The following is a 22118-nucleotide window of genomic DNA, read 5'->3' on the forward strand; positions in this document are numbered from 1 at the left end:
CCTCTTGAACATCAACTTGCATTTGAACCGTTTCCTCTGCATAAACTACCCCATATGGTGTTACACTTGCTAAAGCTAATCCTGTTGTTAATGCAACTATAGCTATTTCTTTTTTATTTTTCATGTTATTTTCCTCGTATAATTTTCTAAAATATGAAACTGCTAAAATTCATACAATTTATTCCTATCATAAAAAGATGACTTTTGTAATCAACAAAAGTCATCTCTTAAATATGTAATATCCCTAATATATTTTCAATGCATAATTTCTATATAACTAAAAAAACATTCATTAACGAGCATTTTGTAAAACTTTTATTAGGTCATTTATATTTTCAACTTTCTGCTGGAACTGATCAAACCTGCTATGTAACAATGAAGGATTTTTATCTTCAGTTGAAATAACTTTTTTTAATTCCTGTTCTAATTTATCATATGTATCAAAGAAATTATCAAATTCTACACTTACAAGTTCTTCATTTTCACGATAAAATCTTTTTGCTTCTATATAAGTCATGTATGATTTATTTAAAAACCCTAATGAAATTAAATATTTAGAAGTGTTTTCTTGATAAATAGCAATATCACATGCTATTTTCATATCAGAATAAGTCTTTTGAACAAAACAATGCAATTCAAAAATCTTAAACTTTAATACATTATTCATTTCATCCCCTCCCATCCTATCTATTTTACATAAAAAAAGAATATTATACAAAGTAAAATATCAATATAGTACAAAAATAAAAAGCGAAAGAATAACTCCTTCCACTTTTTATAACAATAAATACATTTCATATTGCGCTAAAGAATTTTTTTCAAACCCAACTTTTTTTAAAAAACCTTCCAGTAAATTGTTGTTTGAAAACCCAATTGATAAACTTTCTAAATTCAACTCATCTCTTGCTACTTGTAATAATTTTGATCCAATACTACGATTTCTATAGTCTTTGTCTACAAAAATAAAACTAGTTTTACCTTGTTCATTTATACATATAGAACCTTTTAAATCACTTTCGGCATATGCGCCGTAAAATGTATTATTTGTTTTTTCAATATAATCCATATCATTTTGCCAATTTATATGGAAGTGTAACCATTTTTGAATTTCAACTTTAAAAGCTGCAAAATCTAATTGTTTTACTTTAATTCCCTTACATTCTTTAGGTATTATTTTAGTTATATCTTTTAAATTATAATAAGATAAATCATATACTTTTTCATAGCCTAATTTATTATAAAAACGAATCGCTCGGTCATTGCCTACTATGACTTCAAGGAAAAGTTGCTTACACTCATGTTGAATCGACTCTTCTTTATGTAGTTCAAATAACTTTTGACTCACACCAATACCGCGGTAATTTGGATGAACCGCTAATGTTCCGCAGCGCATTGTTTTTATACTTTCATAAACCTTAATACCACCAAGTATTACACCAACTGGCTTGTCACCATCTAAAGCAAGAAACGAGTGTTCTAACGAATTCCCTTCTGCTCCAAAAAACCTTTTTATAAAATCTTCTTTTGAAACTTCCATCTTAATGATATAATCTGAAAATCCATCCTTAAAAGCCTCATACACTAAATCTATATTTACTTCACTGCATCTTTTGTATTGAATCATATAAAATTATCCCCCACTTACTCGTGTTAAACTTAACATTCAAATACATAAAATGTACTACTTCCACTTTACCCATCATTCTTTAACTTTTAATTCTACCCCTTAATTTGAAATGAACGGACACTTCCCTACATATCTCTTACTATTTATTTCTTTTATAACAAAAGGTGCAATATCACTATTTTGAATTTTCATTCCTGGCATATCTACTAAACTCTCTTTTATCTTTCCAATGCCCCTCCCTTCCATAACAAATGGTAATCTAACAATTGTCCAATCTACATCACTACCTTGAATAGTTTGCAATTCTTTATATTTATCTTGCATCATCTTTGGTAAAAACAATTTAAATAAGGTAGCTCCTATTTTATTTACCATTCCCTTCTGATCTCCCGTAACATTTAAAGAACCTCCGGAAATTACAATATATCTTTTTATTTTAAACTCCTTCATTGCTTTTAAAACATGCTTCGTTACTGTACTAAAAATGTAAGATTCATTTTTCGGTTGACCTACCGCATTAACTACAACTTGACACCCTTTAAGTAATTCACGTATTGAAGAAAAATCACGCGCATCCCCAATAATAGTCTCTATATTTTCATTAGTTATTGTCATATTATTAGAATCTCTCGTTAATATTTTTACTTCATATCCCTTTTTTAAAGCTTCTTTTACAAGGTATTTCCCGGCTTTTCCGTTCGCGCCCAGAATAGCTATTTTATTTGTACTTTCCAATATTAAACCCCTCTTACTATCTATGATTTACTACATTAATCTCATACACACGTAAAAAAGCAATTAAATGCTCACATGCTCTTTCACATGCTAACATTTTAAATATTTTTTGTTCCTCTTTCGTTTTATCATTCGCTTGATCTGAAGCGGATTTTAAACTTAGAAATGGTTTCTGGTTTATATGACACACATAAGCAAAAGCTGCCACTTCTTGATCAACTGCCAATGCTCCATATACAGTATGGAGTAAATATCTCATTTCCGAACTACGAATACGTTGATCTCCAGATAAGAATGTACCGAAGTGGATCGGATCATAAGATCGTATTTTTTTTATTCTTCTTACAAGTGACTTTGTTGTTTCAATAGGTGCTGTTCTACCATTATATAAGTTAAAAACATCTTCGCCCGAACCAGCAGCAGTAACATCGTGTTGTATTGCGTTTAGTGCCACTACAATATGACCATTTTTCACCTTGTTTGATAGGCTTCCGCATATCCCTGTCATAAACAATTCATCAGGCTGAAACTCACTAATTAATAATTGTACACAACTAGCACAACTTACCTTGCCAACACCAGTTATAACTGAAATAATTTCCAAATCATTTATAGTATGAAAATGAAATTCCCAAGCTGCTCTTTTTTCAATGCTTTCACTTGGATAATATTGATGTAAATACGTAAGTTCAGGTTCCCAAGCGGCTACGATGGCAATACGTTTCATTACACACTTCACTTCCCCCACTGTCATTTAAATAAGTTATCTATACTTTCTTGTTCATAATTTGGAATCCACTCTTTATATTTTTTATATAAATTTCGTATTGTTTCTTTATTCTTCGCAATTACTTCACATCCTCTATCATCATACATAAACATGATAATATCTTTTGTTGCATTTATGAGAAATACATCTGGATAAGAAATTTCTTTTTTGCGTCCAAAACGAGGATAAAGACCTGGAAAATCTTCATGATTCGCTGCTTGAATAAGTCGTTTATGCTTTATATCACCAGCGAAACATTTTAATGAAAATTGATATGTACAATACGAATCAGCTTCTTCATCTTTAAATAAAAATGGCATTGTTTCTTGCCTTATATGATACTTTAAATCTTTTTTCTAAATAAATTGTCTGTATAATTATTTTCTGTAGACTTTTCACATTTTCCTTTTAAATCGATAAGCATTTGTTACTCAAAACACTTCATCTTCCTCTGAAAATATTTCTTCAAATAAGTATTTATTATATGTATATAGTTGAGAGAAGTATTCCATATTTAAATCGCCGGTTCCTTCTACATTTTGATATTTCCCTTTCCCGAAATCAAAATGCAAATGATTTTTCCACTGAGAGTATATGTATGGTCTTAATGTAACACCTGGAAATGTTTGATTCATATATCCTTTTAATTACATTTTCATATCCTTTCTACTCTAAATTTCTTTTAAATGCCAATATGCTTCTTCTAGCCACGGATGTATAACTTTCAATGTATCTTTTCTTTCCTATAAATGTGAAATATATGCAAATGCAGCATGTTCCAACGATTTTTCCAATCCGTTTTTTACTTCTACTAAAAATGGTGGTGTCCCATTTTGATCCCATTCTATTTTATCAGCAACAAATAACACTAAATCCATCTTCGTTGCATGTTTACGCAGTGTGGTATGGCAACTAATTGCATTTAAAGTCTCTTCATCGTTCACTTTAAATATCTCTTTTGCGATTACTCTCGAAAGTTTTTGATGAATAATCATTGGGAATTTTCGTTCTTCTTCTAATAGCTCTATTCCAAATTCTTCAGCAACTGCAATCCGCACTTCATTTGGAAAAATTGCACTAATATTATGTAAATATCCCGCGATTGCTGCCTTTTCTTCCTCTTCATAAAACATTTCTGCAATTTTTCTCGCCTCATTTGCTACACGAATTGAATGTTTATATGTAAACTCCTGATTGTATTTTAATAAAAAATCTTTAATATCATTTTCTATTTTTCCAGTTGGAGAAAATGAATATATATCTTTATATAACATAGCAAATCCCCCTTAAAACTAACTTTCAGTATAGTATGTAATTTTAATATCCTTATGTTTTGTATTCGTTATAAATGTTTTAATTCCTTTTTAATACGTTACATGAAATTTTATGTGGAATCATTGCTACAAAATACATAAATGTTTGATATTATAGTAATGTTAATGATTTGTAAGGAAAGGAACTACATAATGAATAAAAACATATTAATTATTGATGATGATAAAGAAATTGTTGAATTACTTGCTGTTTATTTGCGAAATGAAGGCTATAACATTTATAAAGCATACGATGGCGACGAGGCATTGCAAATGATTTCTACATATGAAGTTGACCTTTTGATTTTGGATATTATGATGCCAAAACGAAATGGATTAGAAGTTTGCCAGGAAGTTCGTGAGAATAACACTGTACCTATTCTTATGCTGAGTGCAAAAGCAGAAGATATGGATAAAATATTAGGTCTTATGACAGGTGCAGATGATTATATGATTAAACCATTCAATCCATTAGAATTAGTAGCTAGAGTGAAAGCTTTGCTACGAAGATCATCTTTCCAAAATACTACTTCTCAAAAGAATGAAGATGGTATTCTTCATATTCGTTCTGCTGAAATACACAAACATAATCATACTGTTAAAGTAAATGGAGAATATATTAAACTTACATCTATTGAATTTGATATTTTATATTTACTTGCGAGTAATACTGGAAGAGTATTTAGCTCCGAAGAAATTTTTGAACGTGTTTGGAATGAAGATGGTTATGGTTCAAATAAAACTGTAATGGTTCACATTAGTAATTTACGGGATAAACTTGAAACAGTAATGAATGGAGAGAAGTTTATTCATACTGTTTGGGGAGTGGGCTATAAAATTGAGAAATGAAGCATTTGATATATTAAAAGATATCCCTAAATGGAAGTTAATTTTTTGGTTCTCGCTGGCTATCATACTTACCCCTATAACTGAATTGATTATATATCGTCTTGTTACAAGTGTAATTGAAAGTTCACTTACGTTAAGCGAACTCGGAAAAGAATTCATTAGAATTTTTGGTTATGAAAAATATAGAGGAATAAAGGAATCTCTATGGATGATGATTGTCTCTTATTTATTTTTATTTTCTATTTTCTCATCCTACCTATACATTTTTTATCGTCATGAAAGAAAAATGTACTATGAAACTTGTATTAAAAAAATGATTGAAGAGATTCGTTATATTGCAAATGGAAACTTCAATCATAAGGTTTCTATCGTAAACCATAATTATCTGGAAGAGCTAGCGACTGGGGTTAATCAAATTATTGAACAATTGAAAGTTTCAATTGATGAAGAAAGACAGGCGGAACAAGCAAAAAGTGAACTTATTACAAATGTATCACATGATTTACGTACTCCTCTTACCTCTATAGTTGGATACGTGAATTTAATCCACCATGATAATTATAGAGATGAAGTGGAATTACGTCATTATATACAAGTCATTTACGATAAAGTAACCCGTCTTAATGCATTAATGAATGACTTGTTTGAATATACACGTGTTCAAAATAAAGAGTTAAGTTTATATTCTGTCCCCATTGATATTGTAGAACTACTTGGACAATTAACTGTTCAATTCCGCATACAAGTTCAAGAAGCAAATATAGAATGTCGCCCTTCTTTCCCATCTCAAAAACTCATGGTATTAGCTGATGGTGACAAATTAGTGCGTGTGTTTGAAAACCTTATTATAAACGCTATCACTTATGGAAACGACGGTGGATTTATCGACCTTGCTGCCTATGAAAACAATAATATGATTACTATAGATATAACAAATTACGGACAACCTATTCCTAGTACCGATTTACCTCATATTTTTGAACGTTTTTATCGCGTTGAAAAATCTCGCTCTACAAACACCGGTGGATCTGGGCTTGGATTAGCAATTGCAAAAAGTATTGTCGAATTGCATAAAGGAACAATCGAAGTATATAGTGATGATAAAAAAACAACTTTCACTGTAAAACTACAACCATATAAGTGTTAATACAGCTTAATTTCAGGTCCAATTTCTTACCAAATAAGAAATTGGACCTTTCATTTTCCATTAACATCCAAAATTTAATAATACTTTATAATTCTTTAGAAATTCTTTACCTTTTCTTTCTCCCTAATTAAGCATTCCTTTTTACAATATTATTATCGATGTCATAGTAGGAGGATCACTCATGCAATTCTTGAAAAAGTTCGCAATTTTATTGTTATCTTTTGTTATTACAGCACTTATCGTTTTATATTTTTACCTTTATGTAAATGGTCCAATTATTCAAGCTAAATCAGCTATTTTAATAGATGCTAATTCAGGTGAAGTTGTTTATAAAAAAAATGAAGAAACTCCTATACAATCAGCAACTTTATCTAAATTAATGACAGAGTATATTGCACTGGAACAACTGAATGAAGGAAAAATACAATTAGATGAATTAGTAAAAATAAGTAATGAAGTTTTCCGAACAGAAACAAGTCCTATACAAGTAACGTCGAAAGATAAAACGACGGTTCGTGATTTACTTCATGCAATCTTTTTAACAGGGAATAATCGTTCCACACTTGCCCTTGCAGAGCACATTGCTGGAAACGAAGATAACTTTACACATTTAATGAATGAAAAAGCAAAACAACTAAAGTTATCACAGCCCTCTCCGTTTCTAAACGCTACTGGAATGAATAACGATACAAATAAACTATCAACTACAACAGCAATCGACGTTGCTAAACTAGCAACTCAATTAGTAACAGACTTTCCAGATATACTGAACATTACAAAACTAACCTCTTACCAATTTACCTTCAAAGATTCAAAAGTTTTCAACACCAATAAGATGATATATTCCCTTAATAAAAACATTAAACTCCAAGGTGTTGACGGCTTACAAACTAGTTTCTCAACAAATGGTAATTATAGTTTTGTCAGTACAGCAAAACGAGGAGATATTAGACTTATTTCAGTGATATTAGATGCCGGTGAAGAAAACAGTACTTTTATTGAAACAAAAAAATTACTAGAGTACGGTTTTGACCCTTCCTCGTACTCTGCACTCCAAGCGTTTAAAGACGCTGTTACATCTTGGGCAGTTTTGCTTCAGTTTAAAAATTTGATTATACAAACATTGTTAATTTTCTTCATTATAACAATTTTAATGTTCTTACATATACGTCAGAAAAAATCCGAGGATTTCAACTAGGAAATCTTCTTATATATAAAAAACGGCTTGCATTTACAGTGCAAGCCGTTTTCTAAATCTATAGTCCTCTCCCAATTAAATTCGCTGAAACAGGCTGAAAATTTAACTCCCTCGCCCATATAGATAGCTGACCGATATGGTGAATTTCATGTACAATTACGTGCCTTAAAACCTCACCATATGTATATGTTTTATCTACCCACGAAGCTTTTAATATTTTACCTTCTAAGTTAGCAGACCATACTTGTAAAAACTCTTCGAATTCTCTTTTATATAAATCAGATAGCGCTTTCACTTTTTGGATTGATTGATACTCTTTAAACTGCGGTGCAGTATCTTCTTTTTTTTGAAGGGCACTAATCCAGCTATACTCAACATCCACAATATGAAATAATGTTTCTAAAATACTTCCAACACCACCAACACGCTTGCGGAGTAATTCTTCCTCAGAAACTTGCTCACACCACTTAAACCAATCGTCTCTTACTTGCCAATTGTATTGAAACAAAGTGTACATATTTATCTCTCCCCTACCTCAATAATCCACTTAACAGCATCTATTATATATTGCGGCTCATCTTTTTGAATATAGTGACCGCTTTGTTCTGCAATTACAAATGTATGATTGCTTGATAATCGTAATAATTCGTCTTGCAATTGTAACCACTTCATTTGTGCTTCTTGCGAATAATAGGCTTTTTTACCAGCAGCTAATACGACAAGTGGAATATTTCTCATTGACTGACAATGTTTATCTGCTTCACCTAAACTAAACATAAACTCTTCATAAGAACTTTCATGTACAAATTGTTTATAGTAAGCTTCTTGAAACTCTGGAGACATGATTGGCAAAAAATCTTTTTTATAATTTTCTGGTGTCGAATCAACCAAAATGATTCCCAACATATCTTCGGAATAAAAAGTCGCAAATAATCGTGCATTTATACCACCAAAAGAATGTCCTACAAAAATATAAGGTGGTTTCAGTTGCAATTGCTCTAAGCAACTTCTTAAGTCTTTTATCATTTCAGAACTAATACGTCGTTTGGAACTAACCCCACTTTTCCCCAATCCAGCTCGATCATATGTAAGTACAGTCCCAAATTCGGTCAGCTCTTCAGCAATATGATCCCATGCATTTGAATAATCGCCATAACCTGCCTCCATTATAATAACTGGCTGCAACTTCTTTCCTTGAAATACTCTTGAATACATTTTAAAATCATCAACTTGTACATATTTTTCTATACTTTTAACCATTGACGATCACTTCTCTTCGATTAAGTTCCTCTTCAATTTGATTAATTATTTCATCTACAGATAAAGATCCATCCAAAACAATATCTGAATTTGGCTTTACAGTATGAAGCGCCTCCAAATAGGCTTTTCTAGCATATGTTATATAATGCTTTAAATCATTATGTATTTCACTCATTGTATCTTCCTTAAAATCTCGTAAAATTCTTCTAGCCATCGCAATATCTAAAGGCGTATCGATAAATATAGTTACGTCAATGAATTGTCGCATTTCACTATTTAAGTATGCAAAAGGATAATCTAAAATAATATAATCTACATTACTATCTCGTATAAGATGCTGAATATCCTTAATTAATGGTGTGAGTACCCATTCATTATAATTTGCTCCATCATCAATCCATTTACAAATATCTGCAGGACAGTTATCGAAGTTGTAGCTATCAAAATATAGTGCTTTTGAATTCATTAACTTATGAGTTAACCCTTCTGTAACAGTAGTTTTACCTCCTCCTGAAACAGCTGCAATTGAAATTACTTTAGTATTTTTATTCATAACTTCCCACCATACCCCTTTTAATTAACATAACATAATTATAAAAAACTAATATTTTTTATCACTCCATTCATATTCTAACATACTCATTTCCCATAAATTCCAATACGTTTCGCCCACTTTTTTTGACTCTCTTAATAAACCTTCTTTTACAAATCCTATTTTTTCATAACATGAAATAGCCAATGTATTAAAATCATAAACACCAAGCGTTACTCTATGTAGTTTTAATTCATCAAATGCAATATGAAGTACTGCTTTCATCATATGTTTTCCTATAGAACGTCCTCTCATTTTCGTATTACCAACTAGCACTTTTCCAATCCTTGCAGATTTATTTATATTATCAATTTGTCCAAGTGAAATATGACCAATTACTTCTTTAGTCTCTTCATCTATTACTTTGAATGCAAGTGTATTTGTACTTTCTATATATTGTTCTAATTGCTGATCATTTAAAGGATATGTAAATGCATTTCCTGACCATTGAATTAAAAATTCTTCGGAATCAATCCAATTAATTAATTGTTTGAAATCAGATTTTTTAAAGGTTTCTAGTTTAATCATTTTCATGCCCCTTTCGTACATCATACTTTATAGCCTCGAACTTATTTCTATATAAAGAATATATTCTCCTTTTATATGAAATTAAAATAAAGCCATTCTAATGAATGGCTTTACAAAAAACATAGCCTAATTATGCTATGTTTACTATGTTAACAATGGTACAATCGCTTCAATTTTACAAACTGAAATGATTACTGTAACTACGCCAGCACTATTAGCAAGCTTTACAACATCACAAGTTACTGAAGTTACAGTTCCTGCATACTCATTACTTCCTGTACTAATGCGCACTGCTCTGTTTACTAACTTTTTCAGCTCATCTCTAATTCCTTGTACACAGCAACAGTCACATGCCTTATTTTGCTCTTCATGTTCTTTTTTACACTCTTCAAAAACATCCCAACAATCATCCTGTTTACATGAACACTTTTTTCTAGAATTACTATAACGAGATCCCAAAATCTCACCCCCTAGCCATTTCTATTAATATAGTATGTCCCCTACCTTTAAAGTGTACGAGGCAAAAACATAGAAAGGAAAAAACAAACAATTGTACTAAACATTCTTTTCTTTATTAATTTTAAAAATAAACTTCTAACAATTATAGGCTTGCTTAATCAAGAACTGGATTTAATTTTTAGACAGACCCTTTCTCAAAAAAATCTTTTTTTCTTTTAATAAGCTGACTCATTAAAGAATCTCCAGCTTTTCCTATTACTTCACATATACATAGACTTTGTTTGTAGTGATATAGTATGTTTTTCCTTTGCTGTTGTGAAGTATACATTCAGAAAAACGTACTCCAAAATAAGATATTATTTATAATTAGAACGTTTTCTACACCAAGTGTTTATTGATCAATATCATAACCAGTAATTCCCTCCACTATCTTGTAAAAATTAGCATAGTTTGTATGAATTCTATATCTAGTAGAAAGCACTCTACTAGATAAAAGGAAAATAATAGGTTAATAAACAAGCCATTTTTTTATTAAAACATAGAATAATATGAATCCTATTGGAGGGAGGTATAAAAGAATGTCCTGGAAAAATGATTGCTGGAGTTCTAAGAAAAAGCATTGTTGTGATGATTGGTGGAGTTCTAAAGAAAATCATCATTGTGATGATGATTGGCGTTCTAAAGAAAAGCATTGTAATGATGATTGGTGGAAATCTAAAGAACAGCACCATTGTGATGATGATTGGCGTTCTAAACGAAATAAGTGTCGCAGTAAATGTTTCTTTATTTGTTGTCATTGTAAAAGAAAACATTGGTAATATATTAAATGTCAACTTAAAGGAAAGAAAATGTCTTTTAGAACCGATAAATACTAGAATGTAATATACAAAAAGCTGACTGAACATAGTCAGCTTTTTGTATATTAACATGTAAAAATTTAAACAGACATATAAGCGGTCACACTATGTCATTACCTTGTTATTGTAAATTAGTTTCTCTCCATTGAAGAGGCATGTCACAGTAGCGTATTTTGATAAAAACTATAAAACAAACATACTAAACACTAATCGTAGAATTTTTCTACTTCAAATTTACTTCTTCTCTCTTCTTTATTTATAAACATTAAAAATGAGCTCTAATTAAATAGAGCTCATTTCCAATTTTATAATTTACTAGACTGCAACCCTTGAATAAACGGAACTACCTCAGGATTCACAAGTGACGATAAATCGCCTAATTCTTTTCCTAAATAAGCGGCTTTAATGACGCGTCGCATTACTTTAGAATTACGTGTTTTCGGTAAATCTTCTACAACGTGAATATCTTTTGGACATAATGCTTTTCCAATATGAGAGTTTACTAAACTCATTAATTCTTTCTTTAATTCTCCTGAGAATGTTACATTGTCTCTTAATACTACAAAACAATGACAAACTTCACCTTTTACATCATCTGGTACACCAATCGCAGCAGCTTCTATGACATCATTATGCTTCACAAGAATAGATTCATATTCAGCGGGGCCAATACGTTTTCCGGCAATGTTTAGCGTATCATCTGAGCGTCCTGTAATAATATATTGCTCACCATCATAAATCACCCAGTCGCCATGAACCCATTTATTTTCAAAACGTGACCAATATGTGTTCACATAACGCTCATCGTCTTCCCAGAAGCTTTTCGTCATACCAACCCAAGGTTTCTCTAAACATAATTCTCCAACTTCATCACGAATTGGATTCCCTTGATCATCGAGCACAACTGCTGCCATTCCTGGTAAAGAAGCGTTAAAGCTAATCGGTGCAATTGGTTTAATAAGGACGTTTCCGAAAATCCCACCAGAAATTTCAGTACCGCCTGAATAGTTACAAATTGGTACATTACTTTTTCCAACTGTTTCAAATAGCCACATCCAAGGGTCTGGATTCCAAGGTTCACCTGTTGATGCGAATACTTCTAAACTCTTTAGTGCATGTTTATTAACATACTCATCACCTTTTGCCATTAACGCACGAATTAATGTTGGTGATATACCAAGATGTGTAATTTCATATTTATCAACCGTCTCCCATAAACGATCTGCTTCTGGAAAGTCCGGAACACCTTCATACATAACCATCGTTGCCCCATTAATAAGAGAACCGAATAGTAAAAATGGTCCCATCATCCATCCCATATCAGTTACCCATAATACGCGGTCACCTTGTTTGATATTCATTCCGAACCCCGCATCAAAAGCTGCTTTTAAGGGAAATCCAGCATGAGTGTGTACGGTCCCTTTCGGTTTTCCAGTTGTACCTGATGTATAAATGAGCATTAATGGATCATCACTATGCATTTCTTCAGCATGTACAAATGGCTTTTCTTTTTCTAACGTACTCCATGAGAAATCATAATCATGCGGTGTAAAATCATTTCCTGCGTGGCGCACGATAACGACTTTTTCAACAGTTGGACAATGCTCACAAGCTTTATCTACTTCATCTTTTAATGAAACAATCTTCCCTCGGCGTGAAAAACCATCTGCAGTAATGATCATCTTTGATCCTGCTGCTTGCACACGTGTCATGACTGCATCAGACGCAAATCCTGAGAATATTGGTGAAATAATTGCTCCGATTTTCATAACAGCTAGCATCGCAACAACTGTTTCTGGAATCATCGGCATATAAATTGTTACACGGTCACCTTTTTCAATACCCGCATGTTTTAATCCGTTTGCAACGCAACTTACCCAGCTATCCAGTTCTTCATATGTAAATGATTTTGAAGTTCCATTTTCCCCCTCATATTGAAGCGCTGGTTGTGTTCTTGTTTCATCATCTGCAAGCCAGCGTGATAAAACTGATTCTACAACGTTACATGTTCCGCCATTATACCACTGTGCAAACGGCGTACCATTTTCTAAATCTAGCACTTCTGTATAAGGTTTCATCCATTGATAGCCAACCGCTTTCTCAGCTTCTCCCCAAAACCAAGCTGTTTCTTCGATTGACTTATTATAAAACGTTTCATAATCTTCATAGCCCAATGATTTCATCCAACCATATAAACGCGTTTTTTCTTTATACTCTTCTGTTGGAAACCAAACTGCTTGTTTCAATGTTTTCCCCTCCTTGATTTTTTGAGCAAGAAAGCCCTAAATAGGGCTTCTAAACTGGATAAACAGGATGTTTACGATCCGTAAATACTTGATATTTACTCATATACATTTCGAATCGTCCTTTTAACTCTTCTCTTAAATTGTTTGGATGAACAATACCATCAATGACCATCTCTGATGCTAAATGGTAAATATCAATATCTTTCTTATACTCTTCGCGTTTTTCAGCAATGAAGCTATCACGCTCTTCTTCTGGTAAAGCTGCAATCTTATTTGCATATACAGCATTGACCGCGGCTTCTGGACCCATTACCGCAATAGAAGCTGTCGGTAATGCTAGGCAGCAATCTGGTTCAAAGGCTGGACCTGCCATCGCATATAAACCAGCACCATATGCTTTACGAACAACGATAGAAATTTTCGGTACAGTTGCTTCACTCATCGCAGAAATCATTTTTGCACCGTGGCGAATAATACCAGCACGCTCTACTTTTGTACCAATCATAAATCCAGGTACATCTGCAAGGAATAATAATGGAATATGATATGCATCGCATAAATTAATAAACTTCGCTGCTTTATCAGCTGAATCGTGGAATAATACGCCGCCTTTCATTCGCGGTTGATTTGCAATAATACCAACTGGCTTACCATCAATACGTGCTAAACCTGTAATTAGTTCTTGAGCAAATAATTTTTTCACTTCATAGAAAGAGCCTTCATCAATAACTCTATTAATGAGATCTTTCATATTGAAAGGAGCATTTTGATTTTCTGGAATGATTTGTTCTAACGTTTTATCAAATTGTTTCGGTTCTTGAGGTGTAACCAATGGAGTCTTTTCTAAGTAGTTGTTTGGAAAATATGAAATGTATTGTCTTGCTTGTGTAATCGCATCTTCTTCGGTCTTACATAAAACATCTCCGCATCCTGATACAGAGCAATGCATACGAGCTCCACCCATCTCTTCTAAAGTTACCTTCTCACCGATAACCATCTCAGCCATACGAGGAGATCCTAAATACATAGATGCATTTCCCTCAACCATCATTACAACGTCACAAAAGGCTGGAATATAAGCACCACCAGCTGCAGAAGGTCCAAATAACAAGCATACTTGAGGAACTTTACCTGACAATTTCACTTGATTATAGAAGATTCTTCCTGCACCACGACGCCCTGGGAACATTTCAACTTGATCAGTAATACGCGCTCCAGCAGAGTCAACTAAATAAAATAACGGAACACGTAATTTTTCTGCCGTTTCTTGAATACGCAAAATCTTTTCAACTGTACGTGCGCCCCATGATCCTGCTTTTACAGTTGAATCATTTGCCATCACGCATGCCGTACGACCATGTATTTTACCCGTTGCCGTTATAACACCATCAGCGGGTAGTCCTGTTTGTTCACAATTTGCAAATAATGCATCTTCTACATATTCACCATTATCAAATAAAAGAGCTAAGCGATCTCGAACGAATAGTTTACCTTTCGCTTTGTTTTGTTCATGATATTTTGGTGCGCCGCCTTGTTTAATCGTTTCAACTCGTTCTTCAAATGTATTTGATTGTTGCTTTTGATCTAACATATTTACTCCCCCTTATACATTGGTGTGCGTTTTTCCTTGAATGCCTGTAATCCTTCTAATCTATCTTTCGTTTGGATTACACCTTCATACGCTTGTTTTTCCATTTGTAATCCGGTATGTAAATCAACTTGAATCCCGTTTGAAATTGCTTCTTTCGCTAATCGAACAGCAATAGGACCATTACTAGCAATTTTCTCTGCTATTTCAATCGCTTTCTCTTCAAGTAAATGAGCTGGTACAACAAATTCTACTAGACCATATTCTTTCGCTTCTTGTGCCGAAATACGTCTTCCTGTATATATTAATTCTTTCGCTCTCCCAACACCAATTAATCTTGGCAAACGCTGCGTACCACCTGCTCCTGGTATAATCGCAAGTGTAGTTTCAGTAAGACCAAGACTTGCAGTGTCAGAAGCAATTCTAAAATCACAAGCTAAGCTTAATTCCGTACCACCACCAAGTGCGATTCCATTTATAGCAGCAATAACTGGCTGTGGTAATTGTTCAACCATTTCCATAGTAGTGCGAATCATACTAACAGCATGGCGCACTTGTTCTTCATTCATGCCAGCACGTTCTTTTAAATCAGCACCAGCACAAAACGCTTTTTCACCAGCACCTGTTAGAATAACCACACGAGTATTTGACTCTTCATTTATTTGAGTTAATATGTTTTGTAACTCTTCTAATAACGCTAAAGATAATGAGTTTGCTTGTCTTTCACGATATAATGAAATCTTTACAACGTGAGGTGTTACATAATCAACTGAAATGTTTTGTAATTGTAGCATCTTCTCACCTACTTATCGTTTTATGTTGAAGCGCTCTATACACATGACTCGGTAATTGGATATTTAATTTACTTTGAATAAATTGACTCGCTCTCAATAACTTCTCTTCATCAATATTCGTTTGGACCCCTAACTTATGGAGCATATGAACTAAGTCATCAGTTGCAACATTGCCTGATGCTCCTGGTGCATATGGACAGCCGCCAAGACCACCACAAGAACTATCAAATGTTGTAATACCATATTCTAAAGACTTCACTACATTCGCAAGAGCCATTCCGTACGTATTATGGAAGTGCATTGCAAACTGCGAAGCATCATATTTCTTTAATAAATGCTCTAATACTTGCTCTACTTGTAGTGGATTTGCTACACCGATTGTGTCACCAAGCGAGACTTCATAAATGCCGTATGAAAATAGTTGATTACATAATTCGTCAACTGCTGCGACACTTATATCCCCTTCATAAGGACATCCAAATACAGTAGAAACATAGCCTCTTACCTTTTTCCCTTCGAATAATGCCTGTTTTGTTATATCTTCAATTACAACTAATGCTTCTTTAATTGATTTATTAATATTACTTTTATTATGAGATTCACTTGCTGATAAAAAAACATTCACCTCATCTACATTTTGCAAAAAAGCTCGTTCCAAACCATTTTGATTTGGAACAAGCGCTGCATATGTAACATTTGGATCCCTTTTCAACTCAGAAAACACATCATTTGCATCTGCTAATGCAGGGACCCATTTAGGGTGAACGAATGAGGAAACTTCAACGTACGATAATCCAGCCTCTGTAAGTAGTTGAATCCATTTTACTTTATCTTTTGTGCCAACAATCTTTTTTTCATTTTGTAAGCCATCACGTGGCCCGACTTCTTTAATGACAGCAAAATTAGGTAGTTTCAATTCGCTTCCCCCTATATCTCCCTATTCAATTTCTAGTAATACATCTCCTTCATTTACAAAATCGCCTTCTTGCACATTAATTTTCATAACTGTGCCAGCTTCTTCTGAAACGATTGGAATTTCCATTTTCATAGATTCCAAAATGACGACATCCTGCTCTTCCTCTACTGTATCTCCTACTCCTACAACAATCTTCCATACATTTCCTGCCATCGATGCATATACTTTCGTCATCATTTTTTCCCCCTTAGTATTGTTAAATCTTATTTTTTAACAAGTTGTTTCGTTACAAAACCCGTTGTATAAATACCACTTTTGAACACATCATCTTCCAATACTTGAAGCAGCATTGGCGTGTTCGTTTTAATACCTTCTACTTTTAATTCTTCTAAAGCATCATATAATTTCGAAATTGCTTCTTCACGCGTTTCACCATGAGCAATGACTTTTGCAATCATTGGATCATAGAAAGGTGTAATTGTTACTTGATTCTCCAAAAAGTGATCAATACGTACATTTGTTGGAAGCGTTAAACCTGTAATTTTCCCAGGTGATGGGAAGAAAGTTTTCGGATCTTCTGCATAAATACGAGCTTCAATGGCATGACCACTACGCTTTATATCATCCTGTGTAAACGATAGTTTCTCGCCACTTGCGATAAGGAGTTGTTGTTCTACAAGGTCTAATCCAGTAATTTCTTCTGTAACGGGATGCTCTACTTGTAATCTCGTATTCATCTCTAAGAAATAGAAGTTCTTCTGATCATCTACTAGAAACTCAACTGTACCTGCATTTGTATATCCTAGTGCTTTGGCAGCTTGTACAGCAACTTCACCCATTGCTTTTCGCGTACCTTCATCTAAAAATGGTGAAGGAGCTTCTTCAATTACTTTCTGATTTCGGCGTTGTACTGAACATTCACGCTCCCATAAATACACTGTGTTACCATGTGTATCTGCTAAAAGCTGAATTTCAATATGATGTGCATCTGCAATATAGCGCTCTAAATACATTTCTCCGTTACCGAAGAAGTTTTGTGCTCTTGTTTTGTTACTTTCAAATGCTTTGGTGAGCGTTTGCTCAGTTTCCATCAACTGCATTCCAATGCCTCCGCCGCCTGCGGATGCCTTCAACATTAATGGATAACCAATCTGTTTAGCAATTTCAATTGCTTCTTCAGCAGTTTCAATATTTGTAGTAATACCTGCAACTACTGGGACATCTGCAGCTTGCATTGCAATACGTGATTCGATTTTACTTCCCATCTTCGTAATGATTTCTTCTGATGGACCGATAAATACGATTCCTTCTTCTTTACAACGAACCGGAAAAGATGGATTCTCAGATAATAATCCATATCCCGGATGGATTGCTTCAGCATTTGTCTTCTTAGCTATTTCAATAATTTTTTCAAGGTTTAAATAGCTTTCTTGAACACGCGGCCCACCTACTAAGTAAGCTTCATTTGCCATTTTTACATGCAGTGCATTTTCATCTGCCTCAGAATAAATAGCAACAGTGCGAATACCAAGTTTTTGACAAGTTTTCATTATACGAACTGCGATTTCTCCGCGATTTGCAATTAATATTTTTTGAAACATAGTGATTCCTCCTTTTTATCTACATCCTAAATGTCTGGCAATTACGAGACGTTGAATTTCAGAAGTTCCTTCACCAATTTCTAATAGTTTTGCATCACGAATATGTCGTTCTACTTCATATTCACGCATATAGCCATATCCACCGTGAATTTGTACCGCTTGATTTGCAATACGACTAGCAGCCTCAGATGCAAAAAGTTTTGCCATAGCCGCTTCTTTACCGAAAGGTTTATCGTTATCTTTTAACCAAGCTGCTTTATGTACTAAATTGCGCGCTAACTCTACTTCAGTCGCCATATCAGCTAATTTAAATTGAATCGCTTGGAAATTAGAAATTGACTTTCCAAATTGTTGACGTTCTTTCGCATATTGCAGTGCACGTTCAAATGCAGATTGTGCAATACCTACTGCTAATGCTGCGATTGAAATACGTCCTCCATCAAGTGTATATAAGAATTGTTTAAATCCTTTATTTACATCACCAAGTATATTTTCTTTCGGTACACGTACACTATCAAGTACGATTTCACATGTATTAGAAGCACGAACACCCATCTTATCGTAAGGGCTTGAGATTGTTAATCCTTCACTTGTAGTTGGTACGATAAATGCCGAAATGCGTTTTCTACCATTGTCTTCAACACCGTTGACAGCGGTTACAATAATTGTATTTGCATACTCTGCATTTGTAATCCAACACTTTTCACCACTAATAACATACTCGTCTCCATCTAATACAGCTTTCGTTTGTGTGCCACCTGCATCAGATCCAGCATTTGGCTCAGTTAATCCAAAAGCACCTAAAGTTTTACCTGATGCCATTGGAACTAAATATTTCTGTTTTTGTTCTTCTGTACCAAAATAATAAATTGGAGAAGCACCTAATGAAATAGTTGCAGCGTAACTTAATCCTGTTCCACCACAAGCACGACCAATTTCTTCAACTGCTAACGCGTACGATACAGTATCGCCACCTGAACCCCCATACTCTTCAGGGAATGGGATGCCTAATAATCCTAGTTCGCCCATTTTTTGAAATGTTTCATATGGAAATTCCGCAGTTTTGTCATAATATACAGCTTTCGGTGCGATTTCCTTTTCAGCAAAGTCACGTACCATTTCTTTAATCATTTGTTTTTCGCGAGTTAGAGTAAATTCCATTCCGCTACACACCCCTTATCGAATATTGAGTTTCGACAGCGTGCGAGTTTCTACTACAAACATTACAGATTAAAAGACAAGAATATTAGTTAGATAATTGCTACAATTCTGTCATAACTTAATTTTAAAACAGATTCTGTACTAATGCACAAAAAAATTCCTACATTGTTCTACAACAACATAGGAGTTTTCTTGTCGAATTATGTAATTTAATGTTTAATAATCTCTACCTTTTCCCGAATCTGAAATTTCTACTAAAGCTTCAGGGTATGGTTCGAAATATGTTTGTCTTAATAAATACTTTTCATCAAATCGAAGGGTCCATGATTTTAAAATTGCAAGTAAGCTACTAAGTGGTATTTTCTTTTCTGCATATTTATGTATCATTCCTAAAAAGTGATCTTTTTCCTGTTTTTTCAACTTTGTTTTAAAATATCCAAAAATATGCTCACATACATTTACATTCGATGTATAGCGGGGTGTGCGCATAAATAATTCATATAAAGTCTTCTCATAGTTTTCAAATACAACTTCAATCTTTTCATTTTTTTGATTTGCAATAATACGCCCTAATTCCTTTTGTTTTACCTGATTATATGCCATAAATAAATATTTATTATCCGACTGAAACGATATGAGGTCTTTCATATTTTTATTACGTTTAATCATCTTGTAATATGCGATTGTAAATAACCTTGTAAAGAAATGTTCTCTAATAATAAAATTCGACAATCTACCTTCTTCTTCAATTGGAAGATGCGAAAAATTTTTTAATACTGCGCCACCAAATAAGCCTGGTCCTTTTCCTTTTGCTGGTGCTTTTTCAAAACCAGAATAAATTTTCACATCACGCGTACCACAACTTGGCGAACGGTTCTTTAAAATAAAACCATCCACATCGGATATCGTATGTAAAAAGTCATTTGAAAATTGCTCCATTTTTTCAGTGACGTCTTCTCTTGTAGACGGTTGCACAAGTTTATTCATACCATTTTCTTCTACAATGCGTATCGTTTCACGAGGAGTCCCCAATCCAATCTCAACTTCTGGACAAACAGGTATAAATGTAACAAATGGCTGCAAATTTCGTATTGTTGCATCCGGAATCATCTCTCCATTATAACGACAAGCATCAAATTCTAAACATTTACTTACAACAATTTTAGGTTTAGCAAATTGTCGCATTTCATTACCTCCTTAGTGCTAGTCCATATAATATAAATTGTACTCAGTTTTACATTTTAAGCAAAGTTTGATTCATTTAGTTTTATTAATGTGCGCTCTATAATGATGGTTTAGACATTGTGAAACGAATAATACACACATGCTCTGGAGAAATTAATACATAAGAAAGGAGGGAGCGTTATGAAGAAGAAATTATCATCTATTTTAAGTGTTTTAGCACTATCTATTATGTTTTTAGGTACATCTGCACAAGCTGAATACGATGGAAATAATATGAATAGAGTTAATAACACTGACATTTCAACTCGAGTTAATGACAATAACTTAGACAGAGTTAATAATGATGTGAGAACTCGAAATGTAAATACGACAAATGATTTAAATGATAATCGTGATAAAAATAATAATTGGGCTTGGCTCGGTTTATTAGGACTAGCAGGATTATTAGGTCTTAGAAGAAAAGACAAAGAAACACGTTAATTTGGAACATTTTTAGTAAACAAGTACTTATTTATCAAAAATATATAATGAAAATTAATCGCCTGTTTAAAGGCGATTAATTTTTTGCTAAAAAATGATATAAGTACTTCACACTTCAACATATTTTTACTTATGATTAAAATCGTGGCGTTAATCCGTACAATATAAATTGAATCGTACTTTCAATTTCTGTTTCATCATCCCATTTTTCTTCAGGCAATAATAAAAATCGTGTTAATAATAAACCTAATACAGCTGATAAAGTAAGTCGTAAAACAGAAGATGGGGGCATTTCAATAATTTCTCCTTCTTCTTGAAACTTTGCAATCAACTTTTTAAAATGTGAAAGTAATTCTGTTTCAACTAACTGTTGTATTTCATTTTTCAGTTCCGGCTGAAACGGCACTTCTTGAATTAATATTTTTATCATTGGAAAATGCTTTTTTGCAAATTCAAATCTATTATGAATGACAACTCTTAAAAGTCCTTCATACGATTCATACTCCGATTTAAATATTTCTTTCGCAAAGGCTTGTACAAAAAATGGTGCAGCAAACTTTGTTAATGTCGGCATGACGACTGCTAACAATAAATCTTTTTTCGTTTTATAGTAGCGGAAGATCGTTCCTTCCGCTACACCAGCGCGCTTTGCAATTTCACTTGTTGAAGTTGAAGCATAGCCTTTTTCTCCAAACATATCAACGGCTGCTTCTAAAATACGCATTTGACGTTCATTTCGTTTATCTGTATTTGTTGCAGCAACTAATTCTTCAAGCCAATCTTTCTCCATTTATATAACTCCTTTTTTCATCA

23 protein-coding genes and 3 pseudogenes are annotated in these 22118 nt (G+C 33.3%); 5 read left to right on the forward strand and 21 right to left on the reverse strand.

The annotated features are described in order from the left end of the window. The 7 genes and pseudogenes from DN390_RS31650 to yqeK form a co-directional block, all read right to left on the reverse strand. A pseudogene (locus DN390_RS31650) lies at nucleotides 1–124 on the reverse strand (peptidase); the annotation flags it as partial. A gap of 168 nt (nucleotides 125–292) precedes the next feature. Then, nucleotides 293–667, reverse strand: a complete 375-nt coding sequence (locus DN390_RS17020) for a hypothetical protein (RefSeq protein WP_060630933.1) — start codon at nucleotides 665–667, stop codon at nucleotides 293–295. Between the two features lie 108 nt (nucleotides 668–775). Then, nucleotides 776–1624 (reverse strand): GNAT family N-acetyltransferase, encoded by an 849-nt coding sequence (locus DN390_RS17025; RefSeq protein ID WP_147807902.1) that lies wholly within the window; start codon nucleotides 1622–1624, stop codon nucleotides 776–778. Between the two features lie 102 nt (nucleotides 1625–1726). Continuing rightward, nucleotides 1727–2362 carry an SDR family oxidoreductase gene (locus DN390_RS17030; protein WP_147807903.1) on the reverse strand — a complete coding sequence of 212 codons (636 nt, stop codon included), beginning with the start codon at nucleotides 2360–2362 and terminating at the stop codon, nucleotides 1727–1729. A 16-nt stretch (nucleotides 2363–2378) separates the two neighbouring features. Continuing rightward, nucleotides 2379–3116, reverse strand: coding sequence for a phosphorylase family protein (locus DN390_RS17035; RefSeq protein ID WP_147807904.1), 738 nt, complete (start codon nucleotides 3114–3116; stop codon nucleotides 2379–2381). After that, nucleotides 3113–3766 (reverse strand): annotated as a pseudogene (locus DN390_RS17040) (DUF3885 domain-containing protein). The gene DN390_RS17035 and the pseudogene DN390_RS17040 overlap by 4 nt, the downstream one beginning before the upstream one ends. A 36-nt stretch (nucleotides 3767–3802) precedes the next feature. Next, a pseudogene (gene yqeK, locus DN390_RS17045) lies at nucleotides 3803–4405 on the reverse strand (bis(5'-nucleosyl)-tetraphosphatase (symmetrical) YqeK). 192 nt (nucleotides 4406–4597) lie between these two features. Here yqeK and DN390_RS17050 point away from each other — a divergent pair. From DN390_RS17050 to DN390_RS17060, 3 genes are all read left to right on the forward strand, one after another. Continuing rightward, nucleotides 4598–5293, forward strand: a complete 696-nt coding sequence (locus DN390_RS17050) for a response regulator transcription factor (protein ID WP_063224878.1) — start codon at nucleotides 4598–4600, stop codon at nucleotides 5291–5293. Beyond that, a complete protein-coding gene (locus tag DN390_RS17055) occupies nucleotides 5283–6440 on the forward strand; it encodes a sensor histidine kinase (RefSeq protein ID WP_147807905.1) in 1158 nt (385 codons plus the stop codon). Before DN390_RS17050 ends, DN390_RS17055 begins: the two co-directional genes overlap by 11 nt. Nucleotides 6441–6621: 181 nt before the next feature. Beyond that, nucleotides 6622–7638 (forward strand): D-alanyl-D-alanine carboxypeptidase family protein, encoded by a 1017-nt coding sequence (locus DN390_RS17060; RefSeq protein WP_060630926.1) that lies wholly within the window; start codon nucleotides 6622–6624, stop codon nucleotides 7636–7638. A 58-nt stretch (nucleotides 7639–7696) separates the two neighbouring features. Here DN390_RS17060 and DN390_RS17065 read toward each other — a convergent pair whose 3' ends face one another. The 5 genes from DN390_RS17065 to exsK all read right to left on the reverse strand — a co-directional run bounded on the left by DN390_RS17065 (nucleotide 7697) and on the right by exsK (nucleotide 10477). Further along, nucleotides 7697–8155, reverse strand: coding sequence for a DinB family protein (locus tag DN390_RS17065; protein WP_147807906.1), 459 nt, complete (start codon nucleotides 8153–8155; stop codon nucleotides 7697–7699). Nucleotides 8156–8157: 2 nt separating this feature from the next. After that, complete coding sequence (locus DN390_RS17070) at nucleotides 8158–8898, reverse strand: alpha/beta fold hydrolase (RefSeq protein WP_060630924.1); 741 nt, start codon at nucleotides 8896–8898, stop codon at nucleotides 8158–8160. Further along, the gene (locus DN390_RS17075) at nucleotides 8891–9451 is read right to left on the reverse strand and encodes a nucleoside/nucleotide kinase family protein (RefSeq protein ID WP_060630923.1); all 561 of its coding nucleotides are present in this window, start codon (nucleotides 9449–9451) and stop codon (nucleotides 8891–8893) included. Before DN390_RS17075 ends, DN390_RS17070 begins: the two co-directional genes overlap by 8 nt. Nucleotides 9452–9499: 48 nt before the next feature. Then, on the reverse strand, nucleotides 9500–10042 hold the full coding sequence (locus DN390_RS17080; protein ID WP_147807907.1) for a GNAT family N-acetyltransferase: 543 nt from the start codon (nucleotides 10040–10042) through the stop codon (nucleotides 9500–9502). Between the two features lie 120 nt (nucleotides 10043–10162). Beyond that, nucleotides 10163–10477, reverse strand: a complete 315-nt coding sequence (gene exsK / locus DN390_RS17085) for an exosporium protein ExsK (RefSeq protein WP_147807908.1) — start codon at nucleotides 10475–10477, stop codon at nucleotides 10163–10165. A gap of 591 nt (nucleotides 10478–11068) precedes the next feature. Between exsK and DN390_RS17090 the strand changes: the two genes are divergently transcribed. After that, nucleotides 11069–11359: a hypothetical protein gene (locus DN390_RS17090; protein ID WP_179955760.1), complete on the forward strand. Its 291-nt coding sequence runs from the start codon at nucleotides 11069–11071 to the stop codon at nucleotides 11357–11359. A 280-nt stretch (nucleotides 11360–11639) separates the two neighbouring features. Here DN390_RS17090 and DN390_RS17100 read toward each other — a convergent pair whose 3' ends face one another. From DN390_RS17100 to DN390_RS17135, 8 genes are all read right to left on the reverse strand, one after another. Further along, nucleotides 11640–13580, reverse strand: coding sequence for an AMP-binding protein (locus tag DN390_RS17100; protein ID WP_060630920.1), 1941 nt, complete (start codon nucleotides 13578–13580; stop codon nucleotides 11640–11642). Between the two features lie 49 nt (nucleotides 13581–13629). Then, nucleotides 13630–15171 carry an acyl-CoA carboxylase subunit beta gene (locus DN390_RS17105; protein WP_000886753.1) on the reverse strand — a complete coding sequence of 514 codons (1542 nt, stop codon included), beginning with the start codon at nucleotides 15169–15171 and terminating at the stop codon, nucleotides 13630–13632. Between the two features lie 2 nt (nucleotides 15172–15173). Further along, nucleotides 15174–15962, reverse strand: coding sequence for an enoyl-CoA hydratase (locus tag DN390_RS17110; RefSeq protein ID WP_097951135.1), 789 nt, complete (start codon nucleotides 15960–15962; stop codon nucleotides 15174–15176). A gap of 4 nt (nucleotides 15963–15966) precedes the next feature. Beyond that, nucleotides 15967–16878, reverse strand: a complete 912-nt coding sequence (gene mvaB, locus DN390_RS17115; protein WP_000775433.1) for a hydroxymethylglutaryl-CoA lyase — start codon at nucleotides 16876–16878, stop codon at nucleotides 15967–15969. A gap of 21 nt (nucleotides 16879–16899) precedes the next feature. Beyond that, a complete protein-coding gene (locus DN390_RS17120) occupies nucleotides 16900–17115 on the reverse strand; it encodes an acetyl-CoA carboxylase biotin carboxyl carrier protein subunit (protein WP_001985297.1) in 216 nt (71 codons plus the stop codon). Nucleotides 17116–17141: 26 nt separating this feature from the next. Continuing rightward, the gene (locus DN390_RS17125; RefSeq protein WP_147807910.1) at nucleotides 17142–18479 is read right to left on the reverse strand and encodes an acetyl-CoA carboxylase biotin carboxylase subunit; all 1338 of its coding nucleotides are present in this window, start codon (nucleotides 18477–18479) and stop codon (nucleotides 17142–17144) included. Between the two features lie 15 nt (nucleotides 18480–18494). Continuing rightward, the gene (locus DN390_RS17130; protein WP_016087807.1) at nucleotides 18495–19640 is read right to left on the reverse strand and encodes an acyl-CoA dehydrogenase; all 1146 of its coding nucleotides are present in this window, start codon (nucleotides 19638–19640) and stop codon (nucleotides 18495–18497) included. A gap of 216 nt (nucleotides 19641–19856) precedes the next feature. After that, nucleotides 19857–20825: a YbgA family protein gene (locus tag DN390_RS17135; RefSeq protein ID WP_098952732.1), complete on the reverse strand. Its 969-nt coding sequence runs from the start codon at nucleotides 20823–20825 to the stop codon at nucleotides 19857–19859. Between the two features lie 180 nt (nucleotides 20826–21005). Between DN390_RS17135 and DN390_RS17140 the strand changes: the two genes are divergently transcribed. Next, nucleotides 21006–21305: a WGxxGxxG family protein gene (locus tag DN390_RS17140; protein WP_097844983.1), complete on the forward strand. Its 300-nt coding sequence runs from the start codon at nucleotides 21006–21008 to the stop codon at nucleotides 21303–21305. Between the two features lie 136 nt (nucleotides 21306–21441). Here the strand turns inward: DN390_RS17140 and DN390_RS17145 are convergent, their stop codons facing one another. Beyond that, the gene (locus DN390_RS17145) at nucleotides 21442–22095 is read right to left on the reverse strand and encodes a TetR/AcrR family transcriptional regulator (RefSeq protein ID WP_147807911.1); all 654 of its coding nucleotides are present in this window, start codon (nucleotides 22093–22095) and stop codon (nucleotides 21442–21444) included. Nucleotides 22096–22118: the final 23 nt, after the last annotated feature.

The sequence above is a fragment of the Bacillus sp. SH7-1 genome, from assembly GCF_008042405.1.
Taxonomy (GTDB): domain Bacteria; phylum Bacillota; class Bacilli; order Bacillales; family Bacillaceae_G; genus Bacillus_A; species Bacillus_A thuringiensis_N.